The organism is Streptomyces sp. NPDC059452 (assembly GCF_042750035.1).
Lineage (GTDB): Bacteria > Actinomycetota > Actinomycetes > Streptomycetales > Streptomycetaceae > Streptomyces.
Map to the genome: position 1 here is coordinate 49,202 of NZ_JBHYVE010000011.1, position 22,389 is coordinate 71,590.

Here is a 22,389-nt window from a genome sequence, read left to right on the forward strand (position 1 = left end):
CACGAATTACCCCCGTTGCTGGACCTCACCCCAGGAGCACCGTTGAGTACTGAAACCCCCCAGCGCCGTTCACGATTCAGATGGATACCCCTGAGAAACGGCAGATCCAAGGTCATCGCCGGCCTCACCGCCCTGGCCGTCCCGTTCGCCGCGATGGTGGGGCTCGCCACTCCGGCCGCGGCCGCCACCTCGGCCACCGCCACGTTCACCAAGAAGTCGGACTGGGGCAGCGGCTTCGAGGGCCAGTGGACGGTGAAGAACACCGGCACCACGGCCCTCTCCTCCTGGACCATCGAGTGGGACTACCCCACCGGGACCCGCGTCAACTCCGCCTGGGACGCCACCGTCACCAGCTCCGGGAACCGCTGGACCGCCAAGAACCTCGGCTGGAACGGGAACATCGCCCCCGGTGCCAGCGTCAGCTTCGGCTTCAACGGCTCCGGCCCCGGCGCCCCCAGCGGCTGTAAGCTGAACGGCGGTTCCTGTGACGGCTCCGTCATCCCCGGCGACAACCCGCCCTCGGCCCCCGGCACCCCCACCACCAGCAACGTCACCGACACCTCGGTGAGGCTCAGCTGGAGCGCCGCCACCGACGACAAGGGCGTCAAGAACTACGACGTCCTGCGCAACGGCACCAAGGTCGCCACGGTCACCGGCACCACCCACACCGACACCGGTCTGACCGCCGGCACGGACTACACCTACGCCGTCCAGGCCCGGGACACGATCGACCAGGTCGGCCCGGTCTCCGCCTCCGTCTCGGTCCGCACCACCGGCGGCGACGACCCGCCCCCGCCCGGCGACAAGATCAACCTGGGCTACTTCACCAACTGGGGCACCTACGGGCGCAACTACCACGTCAAGAACCTGGTGACGTCCGGCTCCGCGGCGAAGATCACGCACATCAACTACGCCTTCGGCAACGTGCAGAACGGCAAGTGCACCATCGGTGACGCCTACGCCGACTACGAGAAGGCCTACACCGCGGCCCAGTCCGTCGACGGCGTCGCCGACACCTGGGACCAGCCGCTGCGCGGCAACTTCAACCAGCTCCGCAAGCTGAAGGCCGCCTACCCGCACATCAAGATCCTCTGGTCCTTCGGCGGCTGGACCTGGTCCGGTGGCTTCGGCCAGGCCGTCCAGAACCCCGCCGCCTTCGCCCAGTCCTGCTACGACCTGGTCGAGGACCCCCGCTGGGCCGATGTCTTCGACGGCATCGACCTGGACTGGGAGTACCCCAACGCCTGCGGTCTGACCTGTGACAACAGCGGCCCGGCCGCGATCAAGGTGATGGCCGACGCCATGCGGGCCAAGTTCGGTCCCAACAACCTGGTCACCGCCGCCATCACCGCCGACGGCTCGGACGGCGGCAAGATCGACGCCGCCGACTACGCGGGCGCTGCCAAGTCCATGGACTGGTACAACGTGATGACGTACGACTTCTTCGGCTCGTGGGCGACCAAGGGACCGACGGCCCCGCACTCCCCGCTGACCTCGTACCCCGGCCTCCCGACGCAGGGCTTCACCTCCGCCGACGCCATCGCCAAGCTCAGGGGCAAGGGCATCCCGGCCGAGAAGCTGCTCCTCGGCATCGGCTTCTACGGCCGCGGCTGGACCGGCGTCACCCAGTCCGCCCCCGGCGGCACGGCGACCGGCGCGGCCCCGGGCACGTACGAGGCGGGCAACGAGGACTACAAGGTCCTCAAGAACACCTGCCCCGCCACCGGCACCATCGCCGGTACGGCCTACGCCCACTGCGGCAACAACTGGTGGAGCTACGACACCCCGGCCACCATCGGCACCAAGATGACCTGGGCCAAGAACCAGGGCCTGGGTGGCGCGTTCTTCTGGGAGTTCTCCGGTGACACCAGCAACGGTGAACTGGTGAGCGCGATCCACGGCGGCCTCCAGCCGTAGCGGCGGTCATCCCCACGCCGTAACTCCAGCACCACCCCGGAAAAGCACCGGGGAGACGGGTCCGCCCCCCGTCTCCCCGGTATTTCGCTGTGTACGGGGGGAGTCCCCGCTGTGTACGTACGTGCCGCCCTGATGTGTACGGGGGCCTACGCCACGTTGACCCGCTGGCCGGGCGGTGCCGCCTCCAGCCAGGCGAGGAAGCCGGTCAGGGCGTCCTCGCTCATCGCCAGCTCCAGGCGGGTCCCCCGGTGGAGACAGCCGAGCACGACGGAGTCGGACAGCAGCGCGAGCTCCTCCTCGCCCTCCGGCAGCCGGCGGGCGATCACCTCGATCGCAGAACGCTCCAGGCCCCGGCGGGGGCGAGGAGCGTAGGAGAAGACACGGAACCAGTCGACGCGGTCACCGCTGTAGCGGGCGACCCCGTAGACCCAGCCTTTGCCGGAGGGGTCCGGCTCCTCGGAGACGTCCCAGCGGAGGGAACAGTCGAACGTGCCCCCGGACCGCTGGATCAGCCTCCGGCGCAGACCGAAGACGAACAGCCCCACCAGCACCAGCACGACGACGGACACGCCCACCCACAACGCGAGGACCATCTCCACCGACCTCCTCGCATCGTCGAGTAACGGAAAACGAACCGATTCGAACTGAATTGCACCTGCATCGCCTCAGCCGCGACACGGCTGGAAATTCCAGCTCGGGCCGCGGCTGAGTAAAAACATCTGTTCGTGGGGGTGCTAGAGCACCGCCACCGCACGCAGACGGATCTCGGCGCGCCGCTCGGCGGCGGCGTCCGCGTCCGACTTCGCGCGCTCCAGCGCACGCTCGGCGCGCTGGACATCGATCTCGTCCGCCAGCTCGACGATCTCGGCCAGCAGCGACAGCTTGTTGTCGGCGAACGAGATGAAACCACCGTGCACAGCGGCGATGACGGTGGCGCCGTCGCTCGTGCGGATCGTCACCGGGCCCGATTCCAGCACACCGAGAAGCGGCTGGTGACCGGGCATGATGCCGATGTCGCCGGACGTGGTGCGCGCCACGACCAGCGTGGCCTCGCCGGACCAGACGCTGCGGTCCGCGGCGACCAGCTCGACATGCAGCTCAGCAGCCAAGGAGACTCCTCGGGTCACCACCCGGCCGCCCGGCCGGGTGTCGGTTCAATTCTACGGGGCGTGGTGAGGGGGGTGGGACCACACCCACCCCCCTCGGTGAGCCGGAGGCTCAGGAGACGCCGAGCTCCTTGGCCTTCGCCTTGAGGTCGTCCAGGCCACCGCACATGAAGAACGCCTGCTCGGGGAAGTGGTCGTAGTCCCCGTCGCAGATCGCGTTGAACGCGGCGATCGACTCGTCGAGCGGAACGTCCGAACCGTCCAGGCCGGTGAACTGCTTGGCGGCGTGGGTGTTCTGCGACAGGAAGCGCTCGACGCGACGGGCACGGTGGACAACGAGCTTGTCCTCCTCGCCCAGCTCGTCGATACCGAGGATCGCGATGATGTCCTGGAGGTCCTTGTACTTCTGCAGGATCCCCTTGACGCGGCTGGCCGCGGCGTAGTGGTCCTGGGAGATGTAGCGCGGGTCCAGGATGCGGGACGTCGAGTCCAGCGGGTCCACGGCCGGGTAGATGCCCTTCTCCGAGATCGGACGGGAGAGCACCGTCGTCGCGTCGAGGTGGGCGAACGTGGTGGCCGGGGCCGGGTCGGTCAGGTCGTCCGCGGGGACGTAGATCGCCTGCATCGAGGTGATCGAGTGACCACGCGTCGAGGTGATGCGCTCCTGGAGCACACCCATCTCGTCGGCCAGGGTCGGCTGGTAACCCACCGCGGACGGCATGCGGCCGAGCAGCGTGGAGACCTCGGAACCGGCCTGCGTGAAGCGGAAGATGTTGTCGATGAAGAGCAGCACGTCCTGCTTCTGCACATCGCGGAAGTACTCCGCCATGGTCAGGGCGGACAGGGCCACGCGCAGACGCGTCCCCGGCGGCTCGTCCATCTGGCCGAAGACGAGCGCGGTCTTGTCCAGAACGCCCGACTCGGTCATCTCGTCGATGAGGTCGTTGCCCTCACGGGTGCGCTCGCCGACACCGGCGAACACCGACACACCGTCGTGCAGCTTCGCCACACGCATGATCATTTCCTGGATGAGGACCGTCTTGCCGACGCCCGCACCACCGAACAGACCGATCTTGCCGCCCTTGACGTACGGGGTCAGCAGGTCGACGACCTTCAGGCCGGTCTCGAACATCTCGGTCTTGGACTCGAGCTGGTCGAAGGCCGGGGCCTTGCGGTGGATCGGCCAGCGCTCGGTGATCTGCGCCTCGGCCTCCGGCTCGTTCAGGATCTGACCGAGGGTGTTGAAGACCTTGCCCTTGGTCACGTCACCGACGGGGACGGTGATGCCCGTGCCCGTGTCGGTCACCGGGGCCTGGCGGACCAGGCCGTCGGTGGGCTGCATGGAGATCGCCCGGACCACGCCGTCACCCAGGTGCTGGGCGACTTCGAGGGTCAGCGTCTTGCGGGCGCCGGCCTCGGCCGGGTCGTCCACGTCGACGTGAAGGGCGTTGTAGATGTCCGGCATCGCGTCGACGGGGAACTCCACGTCGACGACCGGGCCGATGACCCGGGCGACGCGGCCCGTGGCAGCGGCCGTCTCAACAGTGGTCGTCATTACTTGTCACTCCCCGCGGTCGCGTCGGCCAGAGCACTGGCACCGCCGACGATCTCGCTGATTTCCTGGGTGATTTCGGCCTGGCGGGCCGCGTTGGCAAGCCGGGACAGGCTCTTGATGAGGTCCCCGGCGTTGTCGGTGGCCGACTTCATCGCGCGGCGGCGGGCGGCGTGCTCGGAAGCGGCAGCCTGCAGCAGTGCGTTGTAGATACGGCTCTCGACGTACCGCGGCAGAAGGGCGTCGAGGACGTCCTCGGCCGACGGCTCGAACTCGAACAGCGGAAGGATCTCGCCCTTGCGGGTGCTCTCCTCCGCGACCTCGTCGAGCGAAAGCGGCAGCATCCGGTCGTCCGTCGCGTTCTGCGTCATCATCGACACGAATTCCGTGAAGACGATGTGCAGCTCGTCGACGCCGCCCTCGGCCGTCTCCTTCTGGATGGCCGCGATCAACGGGGCGGCGATGCTCTTGGCATCGGAGTACGCCGGGTTGTCGGTGAAGCCGGTCCAGGATTCCTCGACCTTGCGCTCGCGGAAGCCGTAGTACGCGACACCCTTGCGGCCGACGATGTACGTGTCGACCTCCTTGCCCTCGTCGGCAAGGCGCTCCCGCAGCCGCTCCGCCGCCTTGATGGCGTTGGAGGAGTAGCCGCCGGCCAGACCGCGGTCGCTCGTGACGAGCAGGACCGCGGCGCGGGTCGGCGCTTCGGCTTCGGTGGTGAGCGGGTGCTTGGCGTTGGAGCCGGTCGCCACCGCGGTCACCGCACGGGTGAGCTCGGTCGCGTACGGCATCGACGCCGCCACCTTGCGCTGCGCCTTGACGATGCGCGAGGCGGCGATCATCTCCATCGCCTTGGTGATCTTCTTGGTCGCGGTGACGGCTTGGATGCGGCGCTTGTAAACGCGAAGCTGAGCGCCCATCGATCAGCCCTCGCCCAGGAGCTTGCCGTCCGAGGTCTCGAACTGCTGCTTGAAGGCGGCGATCGCGTCGGCGATCGACTGCAGCGTGTCGTCGGACATCTTGCCGCCCTCGGCGATGCTGGTCAGGAGGTCCTTGCGCTCGCGGCGCAGGTACTCCAGCAGCTCGGCCTCGAAGCGACGGATGTCCTCGACCGGGACGTCGTCCATCTTGCCCGTGGTGCCGGCCCAGACGGAGACGACCTGCTCCTCCATCGGGAACGGGGCGTACTGCGGCTGCTTCAGCAGCTCGACCATGCGCTTACCGCGCTCCAGCGAGGCCTTCGAGGCCGCGTCCAGGTCGGAACCGAAGGCGGCGAACGCCTCCAGCTCGCGGTACTGGGCGAGGTCCACGCGGAGCCGGCCGGAGACCTGCTTCATGGCCTTGTGCTGGGCGGAGCCACCGACTCGGGAGACCGAGATACCGACGTTGAGCGCCGGACGCTGACCCGCGTTGAACAGGTCGGACTCCAGGAAGCACTGGCCGTCGGTGATGGAGATGACGTTGGTCGGGATGAACGCCGACACGTCGTTCGCCTTGGTCTCGACGATCGGGAGGCCCGTCATCGAACCGGCACCCATCTCGTCGGAGAGCTTGGCGCAGCGCTCCAGCAGACGCGAGTGCAGGTAGAAGACGTCACCCGGGTAGGCCTCACGGCCCGGCGGGCGGCGCAGCAGCAGGGACACGGCGCGGTAGGCGTCGGCCTGCTTCGAGAGGTCGTCGAAGATGATCAGGACGTGCTTGCCCTGGTACATCCAGTGCTGGCCGATGGCCGAACCGGTGTACGGCGCCAGGTACTTGAAGCCGGCCGGGTCGGACGCCGGGGCGGCGACGATGGTCGTGTACTCCAGCGCGCCGGCCTCTTCGAGCGCACCACGCACGGAGGCGATGGTGGAGCCCTTCTGACCGATGGCGACGTAGATGCAGCGCACCTGCTTGTTCACGTCGCCCGAGCGCCAGTTGTCGCGCTGGTTGATGATCGTGTCGACGGCCAGAGCGGTCTTACCCGTCTGACGGTCGCCGATGATCAGCTGACGCTGGCCGCGGCCGATCGGCACCATGGCGTCGACGGCCTTGTAGCCGGTCTGCATCGGCTCGTGCACCGACTTGCGGACCATGACGCCAGGGGCCTGCAGCTCGAGGGCGCGGCGGCTGTCGGTCTCGATCTCGCCGAGGCCGTCGATCGGGTTGCCGAGCGGGTCGACGACGCGGCCGAGGTAGCCCTCGCCGACGCCTACGGAGAGCACCTCACCGGTGCGCTGCACCGGCTGGCCCTCCTCGATTCCGCTGAACTCGCCGAGGACGATCGCACCGATCTCGCGCTCCTCAAGGTTGAGGGCGAGACCGAGGGTTCCGTCCTCGAACTTCAGCAGCTCGTTCGCCATGGCGGAGGGCAGGCCCTCCACCTTCGCGATGCCGTCGCCGGCAACGCTGACCGTTCCGACCTCCTCGCGCGAGGCCGCGTCCGGCTGGTACGACTGGACAAAGTTCTCCAGTGCGTCCCGGATCTCCTCCGGCCGGATCGTGAGCTCCGCCATCTGGGTTCCCTGCTCTCCTTGTTGGGCCCGAAGTTTCTTAAGGGGGTCTGGGGGCCGACCCCCAGGAATCTTCTGCAATTTCTGCACGGCCCAACCGGGCCGCTGGTCTTGCTTGTTCTCTTGCGCTGTGTCAGCCGGCCATGCGACGGGTCGCCTCTTCGAGGCGTTCCGCGACGGTGCCGTTGATGATCTCGTCACCGACACGCACCGAGATCCCGCCGAGGACCGCGGGGTCCACGTCCAGGTTCAGGTGCATCTCGCGGCCGTACAGCTTCGCCAGGGCGGCGCCGAGGCGCTGCTTCTGCCGGTCGCTGAGCGGCACCGCCGAGGTGACGACGGCGACCGCGCGGTCGCGGCGCTCCGCGGCGAGCTTGGACAGGGACTCGATCCCTGCTTCCAGGCTACGTCCCCGCGGCTGGGTCACCAGGCGGACGATGATCCGCTCGGTGACCGGCTGCGCCTTGCCGCCGAGCAGGCTGCGGAGCAGCTCGCCCTTGGCGGAGGCCGTGGCCGTACGGCTGGTGAGCGCGGCACGCAGCTCCTGGTCGGAGCCGACGATCCGGCCGAACCGGAACAGCTCGTCCTCGACGTCGTCGAGGGCGCCGCCGCGCTGGGCGGCGGTGAGGTCCGCGGTGTTGGCCAGCTCCTCGACCGAGTCCACCAGGTCACGCGACTGCGACCAGCGGGAGCGGACCAGCCCGGAGACCAGGTCGACGGCTTCGCCGCTGACCTGACCGCTGAGCAGGCGCGCGGCCAGCTCGGCCTTGCTCTCGCCGCTCTGGGCCGGGTCCGTGAGGACCCGGCGCAGGGATACTTCGCGGTCGAGCAGCGCGGTGACCGATGCCAGGTCGCCGGCGAGCTCCGCCGCGTCGACCGACGTGTTGTCGGTCAGCGCGTCGAGCCGCTCGCGTGCGGCGGCCAGTGCCTCACGGCTCGCACCGTTCATCGGGCAGCCTCGGCCTTCGCCTCGAGCTCGTCGAGGAAACGGTCGACGGTGCCGCTCTGCCGGGCGTGGTCCTGGAGGGACTCACCGACGAGCTTGCCGGCCAGGTCGGTGGCGAGCTTGCCCACGTCCTGGCGCAGCGCGGAGGAGGCTGCCTTGCGGTCCGCCTCGATCTGGGCGTGGCCGGCGGCGATGATCTCCTCGCGCTGCCGCTGACCTTCCGCCTTCATCTCCTGGATGATGACGGCACCCTGCTCCTGCGCCTCCTGGCGCAGTCGAGCGGCCTCGTGACGGGCCTCGGCGAGCTGAGCCTTGTACTGCTCAAGAACGCTCTGCGCCTCGGTCTGAGCCGCTTCGGCCTTCTCGATGCCACCTTCGATCGCCTCACGACGCTCGTCCAGGGCCTTGTTGATGGCCGGAAGGAGCTTCTTGTAGAAGGCGAAGAAGACGATGCTGAAGCAGATCAGGCCGATGACGATCTCGGGCCAGACCGGAAACAGCGGTGACTGCGGCTCCTCAGCTGCCAGATGCAACATGGTGGACCTTTCGTCGAAAACGTATCGTCAGGTCGCCTGGACTACTTCGGGAAGATGAAGGGCGCGACGAAGCCGATGAGGGCCAGGGCCTCGATGACGGCGAAGCCGAGCAGCATGTTCTGGCGGATGATGCCGGCGGCCTCGGGCTGACGGGCGATGGCCTGCACGCCGTTACCGAAGATGATGCCGATGCCGACGCCGGGGCCGATCGCCGCGAGACCGTAGCCGATGGTGCTGACGTTGCCTGCGACGGCTGCGAGAGTCTGAGACATGAACCTGTGTTCCTTCTCTTGGTTGGCCGGTGGGGGTTGCGTCCACCGGACGTCTGGAGGGTGTCCCGGGTGGTGGCCCGGGTGTCCTCAGTGCGCTTCTTCGAGCGCCTGGGACAAGTACGTGGCGGTCAGCACGGTGAACACGTAGGCCTGGAGCGCCTGGATGAACATCTCGAAGACGGTCAGGGCCAGCGTCACGGCGAACGACGCGGTGGCGTACACGGTGCCGAGCACGGTGCCGAGCATGTACCAGGTCGCGATCGTGAAGACCAGGATGAGGATGTGACCCGCGAACATGTTCGCGAAGAGCCGGACCGCCAGCGTGAAGGGACGCACGAAGATGTTCGAGACGAACTCGATCGGCGTCAGGATCACGTAGATCGGCTTGGGCAGGCCGCTCGGCACGCACAGGTTGCGGATACCGCCGACGAAGCCGTTGTTCCGGAAGGTCACCGTCATGTAGGTGGCCCAGACGAGCAGGGCCAGCCCGATCGGGTAGGCGATGATCGAGGTCACCGGGAACTGCGCGATCGGGATGATCGCCCAGAGGTTCATCACCCAGATGAAGAAGAACAGCGACACCAGCAGCGGGACGAAGGGCTCACCCTTCTTGCCGATGATCTCCTTGGAGATGCCTCGGTGCACGAAGTCGTAAAGGGCTTCGGCGACCATCTGCAGCTTGCCCGGAACGACCTTGGGCTTGGAGAAGCCGGCCCAGAACAGGCTCACGATGGCGATGGTTCCGATGATCGCCAGCAGCATCGGCTTGTTGAACTCGACCGGACCGATGGTGAAGATCGGGTCGAAGATGAACGACCACGCGCTCGGGGCTTGGAAACCGCACGAGCCCTGGAACAGGTGGCAGTCAACCTCGAAAGCGAGCGTCTGGGCGTCAGCAGTCACCAGGAGCTCCTTCTGCATGGCGCATGGATACGGCTACCTCGTTGTATCGGAGCGGCTGGCAGCCGCAGGTCGGCACCGGACGGGGTTCTTACGGTGAGGAGGCGGCGGCCGGGCCCGAAGCCTCGCGATGAATCAGGCGACAGCTCCGTTGTCCGCGCCCGCAGTACCGCAACCGAGACCGGACGATAGCAGCACGTCGAACACGGCTTTATCCCGGCCCTACTCGTCACGCTCTCCCCCAGCTCCGCCCCGGCGGTCCCGGTCGTCCGCCTCGGGGTCGACGTACAGGATCTTGCTCCGGGAGTGGAGCACCGACTGCGTGACGATCCACGTGATCACGGCTGCGACCAGCGAGAACGCGAAGGCCTGAAGGTTGAAGAGGGAGGTGTTCCTGATGCCCATGATGAAGATGAGCAGGAACAGAAGCTGAGCCGAGTAAACCATCAGCCCCATGCCCTGGAACAGCTGAGGCATGGCCCGGGCGGCCCACTGGAGCGCAAGCTGTCCGAGCGCCATGAAAAGGATGACGACCACGCAGCCCACCGCGGCACCGATCGCCCCCTTGCCACCGGCGACCAGGCCGCCGACGAGCGTAGCGATGGCGCCCACTGCGGCGGTGGGGGCGGCGATGCGCAGTACTTCGCGCATGTCGGACTGCATGGCGGCAGCTCCACTGGTCTTGAGCGGGAGGAATGGGGCGTCGTCATGGACGAGCGTAGGCCCGGTCCGCGAGGCGGATTTCCGGGTCGATGGACCGTCTCACTAGGGTCCTTCGGCTCCGTCGCCGGGTCTCGTGAACGGTATCACAAACTATTTGATGAGGTCTTTACCTGGAAAGTGTGCCAACTGTCACACATGAGAGCTAGTCCGCGCGTGTGTGCACGACAAGACGGCGCAATGTCTGGTAATGCACCGCCGCATCCGAATCGTCAGCGCGGGGAGTCGATGGATCGGCGTTCGGGGAGATGCGAACGGGGGCCGATCGCGGTCGCCCCGTTGACGCCGGAGACCCCGACCGCCACAGGAGCCCGTTCCGGCCCCTCCTCGCCCATCTGGGCGCCCTCCAGGCCCTGTTGGGCCCCGGAGGTCACGGGAGCCTGCTTCTCCTCGTACGAGGGGGCCGAAGCCCGCTCCGCCGCACGGTGGCGGTAGCGCGGCGGCACGAAGCGGTTGGCCCAGTGCGGGGTGCGCGGGGTGAAGCGCGGGAGGAGCAGCAGCACCAGGCCCACCGCGCTCGCCGCGAGGATGACGAAGACGATCCACATCGAGGCCGAGTGCACCGAGTAGGCGACGGCGCCGAAAGCGATGAGGGCCGACCAGAAGTACATGATCAGCACGGCCCGGCTGTGCGAGTGGCCGATCTCCAGCAGCCGGTGGTGCAGGTGGCCCCGGTCGGCGGCGAACGGCGACTGGCCGTTCCAGGTGCGCCGGACGATGGCGAGGACCAGGTCGGCGGCCGGGATCGCGATGATCGTCAGCGGCAGCACCAGCGGGATGAAGACCGGGAGCATCGCGTGGGTGGCGCCGCGCTCGCTGCCCTCGAAGAAGATCCGCATGCTGTCCGGGTCGACCTGGCCGGTGACCGAGATCGCGCCCGCGGCCAGCACCAGGCCGATCAGCATCGAGCCCGAGTCGCCCATGAAGATCCGCGCCGGATGCATGTTGTGCGGCAGGAAGCCGAGGCACATGCCCATCAGGATCGCCGCGAACAGCGTCGCGGGGGCCGCCGCCTCGATCCCGTACCCGATCCAGAGGCGGTAGGCGTACAGGAAGAACGCCGCCGAGGCGATGCACACCATGCCCGCCGCGAGCCCGTCCAGGCCGTCGACGAAGTTGACCGCGTTGATCGTGACGACGACCAGCGCCACCGTGAGGAGCGTGCCCTGCCACTGGGTGAGGGCGACCGTGCCGACGCCGGGGATCGGCAGCCACAGGATCGTGAGCCCCTGGATGACCATGACGGCGGCGGCGATCATCTGGGCGCCCAGCTTGATCAGGGCGTCCAGCTCGAACTTGTCGTCCAGGACGCCGATCAGCCAGATCAGGGCGGCGCCGGAGAGCAACGCCCTTGGCTCGTTGGAGAGTTCGAACACGCTCCGGAGGTTGTGGAGATGGTCGGCGACGATCAGTCCCGCACACAGTCCGCCGAACATGGCGATCCCACCGAGCCGGGGGGTCGGCTCCCGGTGGACATCGCGCGCGCGGATCGCGGGCATCGCCCCGACCGCGATGGCGAACTTACGCACCGGTCCGGTCAGCAGATAGGTCACCGCAGCCGTGACACAGAGCGTCAGCAGGTAATCACGCACGGGCTGCCCCAGAGATTTCGCCGGCCATCCAACCCCCACACCCTAGTCTCTGGAAACAGAGACACCACGGTACGGGTGATGGTTGCACCACCCTCGTCTACCCCGGGTACGGCGGATTCCGCATCGCCAGTTCATGGACCTCCGCCGCGATCGGGCTCACATCGCCCGGCTCCCGTACGGCCGCCCCGAACAGGGCGGCGATCCGGGCCATGTCCCCCTCGTCCATCCCCTGGGTGGTGACGGCGGCGGTCCCCAGCCGGATGCCGCGGGCCTCCCCGTACGGCAGCGCGCAGGTGTCCAGGACCATCCCGGCGGCGGCCAGCCGTTCGCGGGCGGTACGGCCGTCGACGCCGAGCGGGGCCGGGTCGGCGACGACGATGTGGGTGTCCGTGCCGCCGGTCGTCACCTCGAACCCCTCGGCCTCCAGACCCGCGGCCAGCACCCGGGCGTGGGCGACGACCTGGTGCGCGTACAGCGTGTACGCCGGTGTCTCCGCCTCCCCGAACGCGACCGCCTTCGCCGCCACCGTGTGCATCTGCGCCCCGCCCTGGGTGAACGGGAACACCGCGCGGTCGATCCGCTCGGCCAGACCCGCGCCGCACAGGATCATGCCGCCGCGCGGTCCGCGCAGCACCTTGTGGGTGGTGGCGCAGACGACATCGGCGTACGGGACCGGGCTCGGCGCCGCTCCCCCGGCGATCAGCCCCATCGGGTGGGCGGCATCCACGATCAGATACGCGCCCACCTCGTCGGCGATCTCCCGGAACAGCTCGTAGTCGGGGTGGCGGGGGTAGGAGATCGAACCGCAGACGATCGCCTTGGGGCGGCGGGCGCGGGCCAGGGCGCGGAGCCGGGTGTGGTCGATGAGCCCGCTCGTGGGGTCCACCCCGTACCCGACGAAGTCGAACCAGCGGCCGGAGAAGTTGCCGGGCGCCCCGTGGGTGAGGTGTCCCCCGTACGGGAGTCCCATCGCGAGCACCGTGTCGCCCGGGCGCAGCAGCGCGGCGTAGGCGGCGAGGACGGCGGAGGAGCCGGAGTGCGGCTGGACGTTGGCGTGTTCGGCGCCGAAGAGGGCGGTGGCCCGGCGGACCGCGATGCGCTCGGCGGCGTCCGCGTGTTCGCAGCCGCCGTGGTGGCGGGCGCCCGGGTACCCCTCGGCGTACTTGTTGGCGAGCGGGGAACCGAGCGCGGCGAGCACGGCGGGCGAGGTGAAGTTCTCGGCGGCGATCAGCTGGAGGGTGGCGGCCTGCCGGTCCCGCTCCCCGGTCAGGACCCCGGCGACCTCCGGGTCCTGCCGGAGCAGCGCCCCGAAGTCCTGGGGCAGGCCATCGGGCACGGGCGGCGCGGCCGCGGGTACGGGCGAGGGTGCGGCGGGAGAGGTGACCGGCATGGGACGGCTCCGGGCCTGGAGGAGGGTGCGCCGGCGAGGGGCCGGTGTCAGCTCCAATGTAGGACGGGGCGGGGCGGTGTGCCCGCTGTCGGAGCATCCCGTACGCCGGTCGGCGCACCGGGCGTACCGGTGCTCGGTGGGGGGCGCGTACGGCGGTCGGGCGCGGGGCGGGGCGGGTACGACGGTGGGCGCCGGGCGCGGAGCGCGTACGTTTCCTCGGCGCCGGGCGCGTACGCCGGTCAGTGCGGGGCGCGTACGCCGGTGAGCGCCGTGACCACCGGGTCCAGTGCCTGGTTGATCTCGTCGCCGATGGAGCGGAAGAAGGTGATGGGTGCGCCGTAGGGGTCGTAGACCTCGTCCGCCTCGGCGGTCGGGGCCAGCAGCCAGCCGCGCAGGGCGGCGGCGGCGCGGACCAGGGCGCGGGCGCGTTCGACCACGCCCTCGTCGAGCGGGTCGGGCAGGGTGGCGGGGTCTATCGCCCGTACCAGCCGGGTGAACTCCTTGAGCGTGAAGGTGCGCAGGCCCGCCGAGTGGCCCATGGAGATGACCTGGGCGCGGTGGTCGCGGGTGGCGGTGAGGACCAGGTCGGCGCGGATCACGTGCTCGTCGAGCAGCTCGCGGCCGACGAAGCCGCTGGCATCCGCGCCGAAGTCGGCGAGGACGACCTCGGCGTTGGCCTCCATGGGGGCACCCTCATGGCCCCAGGTGCCCGCGCTCTCCACGATCAGGCCGCCGCTGAGCGGGTCGCCGAGGCGGTCCACCAGGGCATGGCGGGTCAGCCGCTCGGTGATCGGCGAGCGGCAGACGTTGCCGGTGCTGACGTGGAGGATGCGGAAGGTGTCCGTCCGCCCCGCTATGCCACGCCCCTCGGGGGCGGTCAATTGGCCACCTCAAGGTCGGGGACCACCTTGCGCAGCTCCTCGACGGAGAGCGCGCCGGCCCGCAGCAGGACCGGGACGGCACCGGTGACGTCGACGATCGAGGACGGCACGATGCCGGGCGTCGGCCCGCCGTCGAGGTAGACGGAGACGGAGTCGCCGAGCATGCCCTGGGCGGCGTCGCAGTCCTCCGGCGCCGGGTGCCCGGTGAGGTTGGCGCTGGAGACGGCCATCGGGCCGACCTCGGTCAGCAGCTCGATGGCGACCGGGTGCAGCGGCATCCGGATGGCGACCGTGCCCCGGGTGTCCCCCAGATCCCACTGGAGGGAGGGCTGGTGCTTGGCGACCAGGGTCAGGGCGCCGGGCCAGAAGGCGTCGACCAGCTCCCAGGCCTGCTCGGAAAAGTCGGTGACCAGGCCGTGCAGGGTGTTCGGGGAGCCGATGAGGACAGGGGTGGGCATGTTGCGGCCCCGGCCCTTGGCGTCCAGCAGGTCGGCGACGCCCTCGGAGCTGAAGGCGTCCGCACCGATCCCGTACACGGTGTCGGTGGGCAGCACGACCAGTTCGCCGCGGCGGATCGCGGAGGCGGCCTCGCGCAGCCCGCTGATCCGGTCGGTGGCGTCGTTGCAGTCGTATCGCCGTGCCATCAGCCGGCCTCCTCAAGCGGGTACGGGTAGCGGTGGTGGTGCCGGGGGCCGGTCACGGCATGGCCTTGCGGGCGGTGGCGAAGCGGGGCCGCTTGTTCAGGTCGGGGTGGTCGGCGGCGTCCGCCCAGCCCCGCTCCTCGGTGAAGATCCACGGCACCTGGCCGCCCTGGGTGTCGGCGTGCTCGATGACGACGAGCCCGCCGGGGCGGAGCAGCCGGTGGGCGGTGCGCTCGATGCCGCGGATGGTGTCGAGGCCGTCCTCGCCGGAGAAGAGGGCCATCTCCGGGTCGTGGTCGCGGGCCTCGGGGGCGACGTACTCCCATTCGGTGAGCGGGATGTACGGCGGGTTGGAGATGACCAGGTCGACCTGGCCGTCGAGCTCGGGAAGGGCGCTCAGGGCGTCCCCCTTGTGGACGGTGACCCTGGACCCCTCGGCGTTCTTCCGGGTCCACTTCAGGGCGTCCTCGGAGAGCTCCACGGCGTGTACGCGCGAGCGCGGGACCTCCTGCGCCATGGCGAGCGCGATGGCGCCCGATCCGGTGCACAGGTCGACGACGACGGGCTCGACGACATCCATCGCGCGGACGGCGTCTATGGCCCAGCCGACGACGGACTCCGTCTCCGGCCGGGGCACGAAGACCCCGGGTCCGACCTGGAGCTCCAGGTAGCGGAAGAAGGCGCGGCCGGTGATGTGCTGGAGCGGTTCGCGGGCCTCGCGGCGGGCGATCGTCTCCCAGTACCGGGCGTCGAAGTCACCGTCGGGGACGGCGTGCAGCTCGCCGCGCTTCACGCCGTGGACGAAGGCCGCGAGTTCCTCGGCGTCGAATCGCGGTGAGGGGACACCGGCGTCGGCCAGCCGCTGGGTGGCCTGGGCCACCTCGGCGAGCAGCAGGTTCATCGCGGTTCTCCGTACGGTTTACGGGTGTGCGGGGCGGGCGGTGCGCTTACGCGTTGGCGAGCTTGGCGGCGGAGTCGGCGTCGACGCACGCCTGGATGACGGCGTCGAGCTCTCCGTCGAGCACCTGGTCCAAGTTGTACGCCTTGAAGCCGACGCGGTGGTCCGAGATCCGGTTTTCCGGGAAGTTGTACGTACGGATCTTCTCGGAGCGGTCGACCGTACGGACCTGGCTGCGGCGCACGTCGGAGGCCTCCTGCTCGGCGGCCTCCTGGGCGGCGGCCAGCAGCCGGGAGCGCAGGATGCGCATGGCCTGCTCCTTGTTCTGGAGCTGGCTCTTCTCGTTCTGGCAGGAGGCGACGACACCGGTCGGCAGGTGCGTGATGCGGACGGCGGAGTCGGTCGTGTTGACGGACTGGCCGCCGGGGCCGGAGGAGCGGTAGACGTCGATACGGAGATCGTTGGCGTGGATCTCGACGTCGACCTCCTCGGCCTCGGGGGTGACGAGCACGCCCGCGGCGGAGGTGTGGATGCGGCCCTGGGACTCGGTGGAGGGCACGCGCTGCACGCGGTGCACGCCGCCCTCGTACTTCATCCGGGCCCAGACGCCCTGGCCGGGCTCGGTCGCGCCGTTGCCGCCCTTGGTCTTGACGGCGACCTGGACGTCCTTGTAGCCGCCGAGCTCGGACTCGGTGGAGTCGATGATCTCGGTCTTCCAGCCGACCCGCTCGGCGTACCGCAGGTACATGCGCAGCAGGTCACCGGCGAACAGGGCGGACTCGTCGCCGCCCGCGCCCGCCTTGATCTCCAGGAGCACGTCCTTGTCGTCGCTGGGGTCGCGCGGGACGAGGAGGAGGCGGAGCTTCTCGGTGAGCTCTTCGCGCTGCTTCTCCAGGTCCTTGACCTCGGCGGCGAAGTCGGGGTCGTCCGCGATGAACTCGCGGGCGGTCTCGATGTCCTCGCCGGTCTGCTTCCAGGCCCGGTACGTGGAGACGATCGGGGTCAGCTCCGCGTAGCGCTTGTTCAGCTTGCGCGCGTTGGCCTGGTCGGCGTGGACCGACGGGTCGGCGAGCTTCTTCTCAAGACCGGTGTGTTCACCGATCAGTTCCTCGACCGCCTCGAACATTCGGGGGCTCCTGGTTGGTCTGAAATCTGCGGGCCTGCTGGAGGGCGTACTGCCGGGTGGGGTCCGGGCCGGGGGCTCCCCCGGAGACCCGACCGGAAAAAACGCCGGTTCCGACGCCCCCGGGAAGAGGGCGCCAGGAACCGGCGCAGTGGCTCGCTACTTGCTGGCGGAGCCGGCAGCCTTGCCGAAGCGGGCCTCGAAGCGGGCCACGCGGCCGCCGGTGTCGAGGATCTTCTGCTTGCCCGTGTAGAACGGGTGGCACTCGGAGCAGACGTCGGCACGGATGGTGCCGTTGTCGATGGTGCTCCGGGTGGTGAACGACGCACCGCAGGTGCAGCTGACCTGCGTCTCGACGTACTCGGGGTGGATGTCGCGCTTCAAGGTGTCTCCTAGTTTCGGGAGGGCGCCGGGTCGTCCGCGCGGATTTGCGCGGCCGTGAACCGGGGCCGACGTACCAGTCTGCCAGGACGGGCCGTATCTCCCAAAACCGGGGGCGGGCCGCAGGTATTCCCCGTACCCCCGCGAGCGGCTACTCGACAAGCTTTCCGGCCTCGCCCTTGTCCCCCGCCGACTTCTCGGTCGCGGAGGCGGGGATCGGCCGGTCCTGCCGGAGCGCCTCCCAGACCTGCCGGCCGGCCTCCTCCTGCGGGAGGACCCGGTTCGGGTCGGCCGGGTCGTACTCCACCGGCAGGGTCACCATGTGCACGTTCTTCGCGCCCAGCCCCTTGAGGCTGTTCGCGAAGCCGGTGAGCTTCTGGACCGAGCCGAGGCCGGAGTCGGTGGTGACGGCCTTGGTGGCGGCGTCCGCGAGGCCGAACAGCTTCGTCGGGCTGGAGAACAGCCCGACGCTCTTCGCCTGCTCCATCAGCGCCTTGATGAACGCCTGCTGGAGCTGGATACGGCCCAGGTCGCTGCCGTCCCCGACGCTCTTGCGGGTCCGGACGAGGCCGAGGGACTCCTCGCCGTCCAGGGTGTGGGTGCCCGGCTCCAGGTCCAGATGGCTCTTGGAGTCGTTGATGGCGGTCTTCGTGGTGATCTCGACGCCGCCGAGCTCGTCGATGAGCTTCTTGAAGCCGGTGAAGTCGACCTCGATGTAGTGGTCCATGCGGATACCGGACATCGATTCGACGGTCTTCACCGCGCACGCCGGTCCGCCGACCTCGTAGGCGGTGTTGAACATCGCCCGGTGGGCGGCGCCGACCGGGGCGCCCGTCGTGTCACTCGTACAGGCGGGGCGTTCGACCAGGGTGTCGCGCGGTATCGAGACGACGCTCGCCGACTTGTGGCCCTTGTCGACGTGCACGACCATCGCGGTGTCCGAGCGGGCGCCGCCCTCGTCGACGCCGTACTCCCCGTTGTCCCCGGAGCGCGAGTCGGAGCCCAGCACCAGGATGTCCTGCGAGCCGTCGTCCACGTCGTCGGGGCGGTCGGTGCCCAGCTTGGCGTCGATGTCGATGCTGGAGAGATTCCCGTCGAGCGTGACGTACGCGTATCCGAGCCCGGCCCCGCCGACGGCCAGCGCACCCGCCACCGACCAGGCCGTGATGACCTTCGCGCGGTGACGGCGGGAGGGTTTCTTCCGGCGGGTGCCGGTGCCGCGTATCCGCCCCGGGGTTCTCTTCTGCTCGCTCACACGTCTCCCTCGTACGGCGCTCCACTGCTCCTCGCCGCCGGCCGTGACGGTTCCGGGACGGTTTGTCATCTCTTGATCAGACGTCGAAGCAGCAAGAAGGGTTGCACAGGGCCCTGTGGGGCCCCGGTGGGCGGCAGGGCGCGCGGGCGGGGCGGCGGGCGGCCCGCGATCCTGCGTTCACCTGCGGTTTCCCGCCCCGGAGCCGTACAGGCGGGGGCTCCGCGCGACGGACCGGTATGTGGCAAAGGTCTCGGGCGGCGTACGGGGGTGGGGCGACGGCCCCGTACGCGTACGGGGGGCCCGGCGGTCCTGTCGTCCCCGGAACGGGTGAGGGCCCCGTCACCGGAGTGACGGGGCCCTCACGCTCAACTGCCGTGCCGGAGTCAGTCGTTGCCGTTTCCGGCGCCCGGCGTGGTCTTCTGGATCTGGAGCAGGAACTCCGCGTTGGACTGGGTCTTCTTCATCCGGTCCAGGAGGAGCTCGATCGCCTGCTGCTGGTCGAGCGCGTGCAGCACCCGGCGCAGCTTCCAGACGACGGCCAGCTCGTCGGTGCCGAGCAGGATCTCTTCCTTACGGGTGGAGGACGCGTCGACGTCCACCGCCGGGAAGATGCGCTTGTCCGAGAGCTTCCGGTCGAGCTTGAGCTCCATGTTGCCGGTGCCCTTGAACTCCTCGAAGATCACCTCGTCCATGCGCGAGCCGGTCTCGACGAGCGCGGTGGCCAGGATGGTCAGCGAGCCGCCGTCCTCGATGTTGCGCGCCGCACCGAAGAAGCGCTTCGGCGGGTACAGCGCGGTCGAGTCGACACCACCGGAGAGGATGCGGCCGGAGGCGGGCGCCGCGAGGTTGTACGCGCGGCCCAGACGGGTGATCGAGTCGAGCAGGACGACCACGTCGTGACCCAGCTCCACGAGGCGCTTGGCGCGCTCGATGGCCAGCTCGGCGACGGTGGTGTGGTCCTCGGCGGGACGGTCGAAGGTCGAGGAGATGACCTCGCCCTTCACCGACCGCTGCATGTCGGTGACCTCTTCCGGACGCTCGTCGACCAGGACGACCATCAGGTGGCACTCGGGGCTGTTGACCGTGATGGCGTTGGCGATGGCCTGGAGGATCATCGTCTTGCCGGTCTTCGGCGGGGCCACGATGAGCCCGCGCTGGCCCTTGCCGATCGGGGCCACCAGGTCGATGATCCGCGTCGTCAGGATGTTGGAGTCGGTCTCCAGACGGAGCCGGTCCTGCGGGTAGAGCGGGGTCAGCTTCTGGAACTCGGGGCGGCCCCGGCCGGACTCGGGCGCCATGCCGTTGACCGAGTCGAGGCGGACCAGCGCGTTGAACTTCTCGCGCCGCTCGCCGTCCTTGGGCTGGCGCACCGCACCGGTGACGTGGTCACCCTTGCGCAGGCCGTTCTTGCGGACCTGGGCGAGCGAGACGTACACGTCGTTCGGGCCGGGCAGGTAGCCGGAGGTCCGGATGAACGCGTAGTTGTCGAGGATGTCCAGGATGCCCGCGACGGGGATCAGGACGTCGTCGTCGGCCACCTGCACATCGCTGGCGAAGTCGTCGCGGCCACGGCGGCCACGGCGGTCGCGGTAGCGGCCGCGGCGGCCGCGGCGGCCGCCCGCCTCGTCGTCGAAGTCGTCCTGCGGACCGTTGTCACGGTTCTGCTGGCCCTGGCTCTGCCCCTGGCCCTGGCGCTGCGGGCGCTGCTGCTGCCCGCCGCCGCCCTGCTGGCCCTGGTCGTCGCCCTTGCCCCGGCGGTCGCGCTGGCGCTCGCGGCGCTCGCCCCGGTCACCGCGCTCGCGGTCACCACGGCCCTGGCGGTCGCCACGGCGGCCCTCGGCGGTGTCGACGGCGGCCTCGGCCTTGGCGTCGCCCTTGGGCTCGCCGCGGTCCTCGGTCTTCTGCTCGGCCTGCGGCTCCGCCTTGACCTCGGTCTTCGCCTCGGTCTTGGTGTCGGGGCTGCCCGCCTGCGCGGTGGCGCGGCGGCGACGGCGCTCGCCCGTGGGCTGGTCGTCGCTGGCCGGCTGGCCGGGGATGTCGATCTGCTGCTGGGCCGCGGCCTTGTCGGCAGCGGCGGCGTCGTCCCCGGTGCGCGCCTTGGAGGTGGCTCGCCGCTTGGGCTTGCTCTCCGCCTCGGCGGGGGCATCGTCCGTGGCAGCCTTGGAGGAGGCCTTGGGGGCGGCGGATCCGCCGCCCGCCTGCGCCTCCTTGATGACCTCGATCAGCTGGCTCTTGCGCATCCGCGCAGTACCCCTGATGCCGAGGCCGGACGCGACCTGCTGCAGCTCGGCCAGGACCATGCCCTCAAGGCCGGTGCCGGAGCGGCGGCGCCGTGCGGTGGTGCCAGTGGCAGCACCTTCGGCGGGCGCGGCGCTGTCGACGTTCTTGTCGGCAGTCACGCCCATCAGATCGGTGGTGTCGCTCACGAAGGGTCCTTCCCTGGAGCGGACGTCGGCCTTCTGGCTCGGCGACCGGTTGTGCTGTCCGACTGCGGTCTGTTGATCTTGCTGGATCGCGGACCTTGCCGGGGCGGTGGTCCGCCGGGTACGGCGGAGAGATGAACGTGCGGGGTCCGGCGCGAGATCCCCCTGCTCGGCCCACTCCTGGACGAGCGAGGGGTGTCGTGCCGGTTCCGGAGCGTGCTCGAAACTGCTCAGGCAGGCTGCTCAGGCAGTTGGGGAGGCTCCCGGAAGAATGGCGGTCCCGGAGGGGGACACGAAGCAACGCGCCTCAACGACGTCGGTTGCAGACTTGAGGTTAACACTACCGGCTCCAACAAACACTCCCCCTCTCGGCCACCGGTAATCACATGCGGTTACGCGGCCAGTGGCAGCACTGTGGTGCCCGTGGCGTCGAGCGCGAGCCGGTTGGCGGCCCAGCCCTCGCCCGCCAGCCGGGCGACCTTGTCGGCGGAGCCCTCCTCCGCCAGGGCGAGCACCGTGGGGCCCGCGCCGGAGATGACGGCGGGCACGCCGTCGGCGCGCAGCCGGTGCACCAGCTCGACGCTCTCGGGCATCGCGGGGCCCCGGTACTCCTGGTGGAGGCGGTCCTCGGTGGCGGCGAGCAGCAGCTCGGGGCGCCTGGTCAGCGCCTCGACGAGCAGGGCCGCCCGGCCCGCGTTGAGGGCCGCGTCGACGTGCGGGACGGTGCGCGGGAGCAGTCCGCGCGCCGTCTCGGTGAGCACGGGCCGACCGGGCACGAAGACCACCGGAACGACGGACTGTGCGGGGTCCATGCGGATCGCGCGGGCCGCTCCGCCGTCCATCCACGCGAGGGTGAACCCGCCGAGCAGACAGGCCGCCACGTTGTCGGGGTGCCCCTCGATCTCGGTGGCCAGCTCCAGCAGGGCCTCGTCGTCGAGCCGGGCGTCGCCGCCTATCGTCACGGCGCGGGCGGCGACGATTCCGGCGCAGATGGCGGCGGAGGAGGAGCCGAGGCCGCGGCCGTGCGGGATGCGGTTGGCGCAGACGATCTCCAGGCCGCGGGGCTGGCCGCCGAGCAGGTCGAAGGCAGTGCGCAGGGAGCGCACGAGCAGGTGGCTCTCGTCGCGGGGCAGCGTCTCGCTGCTCTCACCGGCGATGTCGATGTGGAGCCCGGAGTCGGCGACGCGGACGACGACGTCGTCGTACAGCCCCAGCGAGAGGCCGAGGGCGTCGAACCCCGGGCCCAGGTTGGCGCTGGTGGCGGGGGTGCGCACCCTGACGGCGGCGGCTCGGAACGCGGGACCGGCCATCGGTTGGACGACTCCTTGTAAGGCGGCGGGGGTTGGTGAGGCGGCGGGGATTGC

21 protein-coding genes are annotated in these 22,389 nt (G+C 69.8%); 1 reads left to right on the forward strand and 20 read right to left on the reverse strand.

All coding sequences use genetic code 11. The features are described from left to right. Positions 1-42 precede the first annotated feature (42 nt). Entirely contained in the window at positions 43-1,917 is a 1,875-nt protein-coding gene (locus ACFW9Z_RS16700; RefSeq protein ID WP_384640691.1) for a glycosyl hydrolase family 18 protein, read from the forward strand. A 146-nt stretch (positions 1,918-2,063) separates the two neighbouring features. Here the strand turns inward: ACFW9Z_RS16700 and ACFW9Z_RS16705 are convergent, their stop codons facing one another. The 20 genes from ACFW9Z_RS16705 to thrB form a co-directional block, all read right to left on the reverse strand. Next, positions 2,064-2,510, reverse strand: a complete 447-nt coding sequence (locus tag ACFW9Z_RS16705; protein WP_026241075.1) for a DUF2550 domain-containing protein — start codon at positions 2,508-2,510, stop codon at positions 2,064-2,066. Positions 2,511-2,651: 141 nt separating this feature from the next. Continuing rightward, positions 2,652-3,026: a F0F1 ATP synthase subunit epsilon gene (locus tag ACFW9Z_RS16710; RefSeq protein WP_384640694.1), complete on the reverse strand. Its 375-nt coding sequence runs from the start codon at positions 3,024-3,026 to the stop codon at positions 2,652-2,654. Between the two features lie 109 nt (positions 3,027-3,135). Further along, positions 3,136-4,578 (reverse strand): F0F1 ATP synthase subunit beta, encoded by a 1,443-nt coding sequence (gene atpD / locus ACFW9Z_RS16715; RefSeq protein ID WP_109979586.1) that lies wholly within the window; start codon positions 4,576-4,578, stop codon positions 3,136-3,138. Continuing rightward, on the reverse strand, positions 4,578-5,495 hold the full coding sequence (locus ACFW9Z_RS16720; protein WP_384640696.1) for a F0F1 ATP synthase subunit gamma: 918 nt from the start codon (positions 5,493-5,495) through the stop codon (positions 4,578-4,580). Before ACFW9Z_RS16720 ends, atpD begins: the two co-directional genes overlap by 1 nt. Before the next feature lie 3 nt (positions 5,496-5,498). After that, the gene (gene atpA / locus ACFW9Z_RS16725; RefSeq protein WP_384640699.1) at positions 5,499-7,070 is read right to left on the reverse strand and encodes a F0F1 ATP synthase subunit alpha; all 1,572 of its coding nucleotides are present in this window, start codon (positions 7,068-7,070) and stop codon (positions 5,499-5,501) included. Between the two features lie 130 nt (positions 7,071-7,200). After that, the gene (locus ACFW9Z_RS16730) at positions 7,201-8,016 is read right to left on the reverse strand and encodes a F0F1 ATP synthase subunit delta (RefSeq protein ID WP_384640702.1); all 816 of its coding nucleotides are present in this window, start codon (positions 8,014-8,016) and stop codon (positions 7,201-7,203) included. Next, on the reverse strand, positions 8,013-8,549 hold the full coding sequence (locus tag ACFW9Z_RS16735) for a F0F1 ATP synthase subunit B (RefSeq protein WP_384640705.1): 537 nt from the start codon (positions 8,547-8,549) through the stop codon (positions 8,013-8,015). Before ACFW9Z_RS16735 ends, ACFW9Z_RS16730 begins: the two co-directional genes overlap by 4 nt. A 41-nt stretch (positions 8,550-8,590) precedes the next feature. Next, positions 8,591-8,821 carry an ATP synthase F0 subunit C gene (atpE, locus tag ACFW9Z_RS16740; RefSeq protein WP_384640708.1) on the reverse strand — a complete coding sequence of 77 codons (231 nt, stop codon included), beginning with the start codon at positions 8,819-8,821 and terminating at the stop codon, positions 8,591-8,593. A gap of 87 nt (positions 8,822-8,908) precedes the next feature. Then, on the reverse strand, positions 8,909-9,742 hold the full coding sequence (atpB, locus tag ACFW9Z_RS16745; RefSeq protein ID WP_384640711.1) for a F0F1 ATP synthase subunit A: 834 nt from the start codon (positions 9,740-9,742) through the stop codon (positions 8,909-8,911). Positions 9,743-9,943: 201 nt separating this feature from the next. Then, positions 9,944-10,384, reverse strand: coding sequence for a hypothetical protein (locus tag ACFW9Z_RS16750; RefSeq protein WP_384640713.1), 441 nt, complete (start codon positions 10,382-10,384; stop codon positions 9,944-9,946). A gap of 269 nt (positions 10,385-10,653) precedes the next feature. Continuing rightward, complete coding sequence (locus tag ACFW9Z_RS16755; RefSeq protein WP_384641119.1) at positions 10,654-12,045, reverse strand: MraY family glycosyltransferase; 1,392 nt, start codon at positions 12,043-12,045, stop codon at positions 10,654-10,656. Between the two features lie 85 nt (positions 12,046-12,130). After that, a complete protein-coding gene (gene glyA, locus ACFW9Z_RS16760; protein WP_384640716.1) occupies positions 12,131-13,423 on the reverse strand; it encodes a serine hydroxymethyltransferase in 1,293 nt (430 codons plus the stop codon). A gap of 239 nt (positions 13,424-13,662) precedes the next feature. Next, a complete protein-coding gene (locus ACFW9Z_RS16765) occupies positions 13,663-14,304 on the reverse strand; it encodes a protein-tyrosine-phosphatase (protein ID WP_084749341.1) in 642 nt (213 codons plus the stop codon). After that, positions 14,301-14,948, reverse strand: a complete 648-nt coding sequence (locus ACFW9Z_RS16770) for an L-threonylcarbamoyladenylate synthase (RefSeq protein WP_384640719.1) — start codon at positions 14,946-14,948, stop codon at positions 14,301-14,303. Before ACFW9Z_RS16770 ends, ACFW9Z_RS16765 begins: the two co-directional genes overlap by 4 nt. Positions 14,949-15,000: 52 nt before the next feature. Beyond that, positions 15,001-15,846 carry a peptide chain release factor N(5)-glutamine methyltransferase gene (gene prmC / locus ACFW9Z_RS16775; protein WP_384640721.1) on the reverse strand — a complete coding sequence of 282 codons (846 nt, stop codon included), beginning with the start codon at positions 15,844-15,846 and terminating at the stop codon, positions 15,001-15,003. Between the two features lie 46 nt (positions 15,847-15,892). Then, positions 15,893-16,969 carry a peptide chain release factor 1 gene (gene prfA, locus ACFW9Z_RS16780; RefSeq protein ID WP_384640724.1) on the reverse strand — a complete coding sequence of 359 codons (1,077 nt, stop codon included), beginning with the start codon at positions 16,967-16,969 and terminating at the stop codon, positions 15,893-15,895. A gap of 156 nt (positions 16,970-17,125) precedes the next feature. Next, positions 17,126-17,350, reverse strand: a complete 225-nt coding sequence (gene rpmE, locus ACFW9Z_RS16785) for a 50S ribosomal protein L31 (protein WP_003966263.1) — start codon at positions 17,348-17,350, stop codon at positions 17,126-17,128. A gap of 148 nt (positions 17,351-17,498) precedes the next feature. Continuing rightward, the gene (locus ACFW9Z_RS16790) at positions 17,499-18,602 is read right to left on the reverse strand and encodes an LCP family protein (RefSeq protein WP_384640727.1); all 1,104 of its coding nucleotides are present in this window, start codon (positions 18,600-18,602) and stop codon (positions 17,499-17,501) included. Positions 18,603-18,985: 383 nt separating this feature from the next. Continuing rightward, a complete protein-coding gene (gene rho / locus ACFW9Z_RS16795) occupies positions 18,986-21,028 on the reverse strand; it encodes a transcription termination factor Rho (RefSeq protein ID WP_384640729.1) in 2,043 nt (680 codons plus the stop codon). A gap of 389 nt (positions 21,029-21,417) precedes the next feature. Beyond that, the gene (gene thrB, locus ACFW9Z_RS16800) at positions 21,418-22,335 is read right to left on the reverse strand and encodes a homoserine kinase (protein ID WP_384640732.1); all 918 of its coding nucleotides are present in this window, start codon (positions 22,333-22,335) and stop codon (positions 21,418-21,420) included. Positions 22,336-22,389 lie beyond the last annotated feature (54 nt).

What these genes read in the sequence shown, in the direction of transcription:
- ACFW9Z_RS16705 (WP_026241075.1), bottom strand. Translation starts at nt 2,510, where the DNA reads ATGGTCCTCGCGTTGTGGGTGGGCGTGTCCGTCGTCGTGCTGGTGCTG.
- atpD (WP_109979586.1), bottom strand. Translation starts at nt 4,578, where the DNA reads ATGACGACCACTGTTGAGACGGCCGCTGCCACGGGCCGCGTCGCCCGG.
- ACFW9Z_RS16720 (WP_384640696.1), bottom strand. Translation starts at nt 5,495, where the DNA reads ATGGGCGCTCAGCTTCGCGTTTACAAGCGCCGCATCCAAGCCGTCACC.
- atpA (WP_384640699.1), bottom strand. Translation starts at nt 7,070, where the DNA reads ATGGCGGAGCTCACGATCCGGCCGGAGGAGATCCGGGACGCACTGGAG.
- ACFW9Z_RS16730 (WP_384640702.1), bottom strand. Translation starts at nt 8,016, where the DNA reads ATGAACGGTGCGAGCCGTGAGGCACTGGCCGCCGCACGCGAGCGGCTC.
- ACFW9Z_RS16735 (WP_384640705.1), bottom strand. Translation starts at nt 8,549, where the DNA reads ATGTTGCATCTGGCAGCTGAGGAGCCGCAGTCACCGCTGTTTCCGGTC.
- atpE (WP_384640708.1), bottom strand. Translation starts at nt 8,821, where the DNA reads ATGTCTCAGACTCTCGCAGCCGTCGCAGGCAACGTCAGCACCATCGGC.
- atpB (WP_384640711.1), bottom strand. Translation starts at nt 9,742, where the DNA reads ATGCAGAAGGAGCTCCTGGTGACTGCTGACGCCCAGACGCTCGCTTTC.
- ACFW9Z_RS16750 (WP_384640713.1), bottom strand. Translation starts at nt 10,384, where the DNA reads ATGCAGTCCGACATGCGCGAAGTACTGCGCATCGCCGCCCCCACCGCC.
- glyA (WP_384640716.1), bottom strand. Translation starts at nt 13,423, where the DNA reads ATGCCGGTCACCTCTCCCGCCGCACCCTCGCCCGTACCCGCGGCCGCG.
- ACFW9Z_RS16770 (WP_384640719.1), bottom strand. Translation starts at nt 14,948, where the DNA reads ATGGCACGGCGATACGACTGCAACGACGCCACCGACCGGATCAGCGGG.
- prmC (WP_384640721.1), bottom strand. Translation starts at nt 15,846, where the DNA reads ATGAACCTGCTGCTCGCCGAGGTGGCCCAGGCCACCCAGCGGCTGGCC.
- prfA (WP_384640724.1), bottom strand. Translation starts at nt 16,969, where the DNA reads ATGTTCGAGGCGGTCGAGGAACTGATCGGTGAACACACCGGTCTTGAG.
- thrB (WP_384640732.1), bottom strand. Translation starts at nt 22,335, where the DNA reads ATGGCCGGTCCCGCGTTCCGAGCCGCCGCCGTCAGGGTGCGCACCCCC.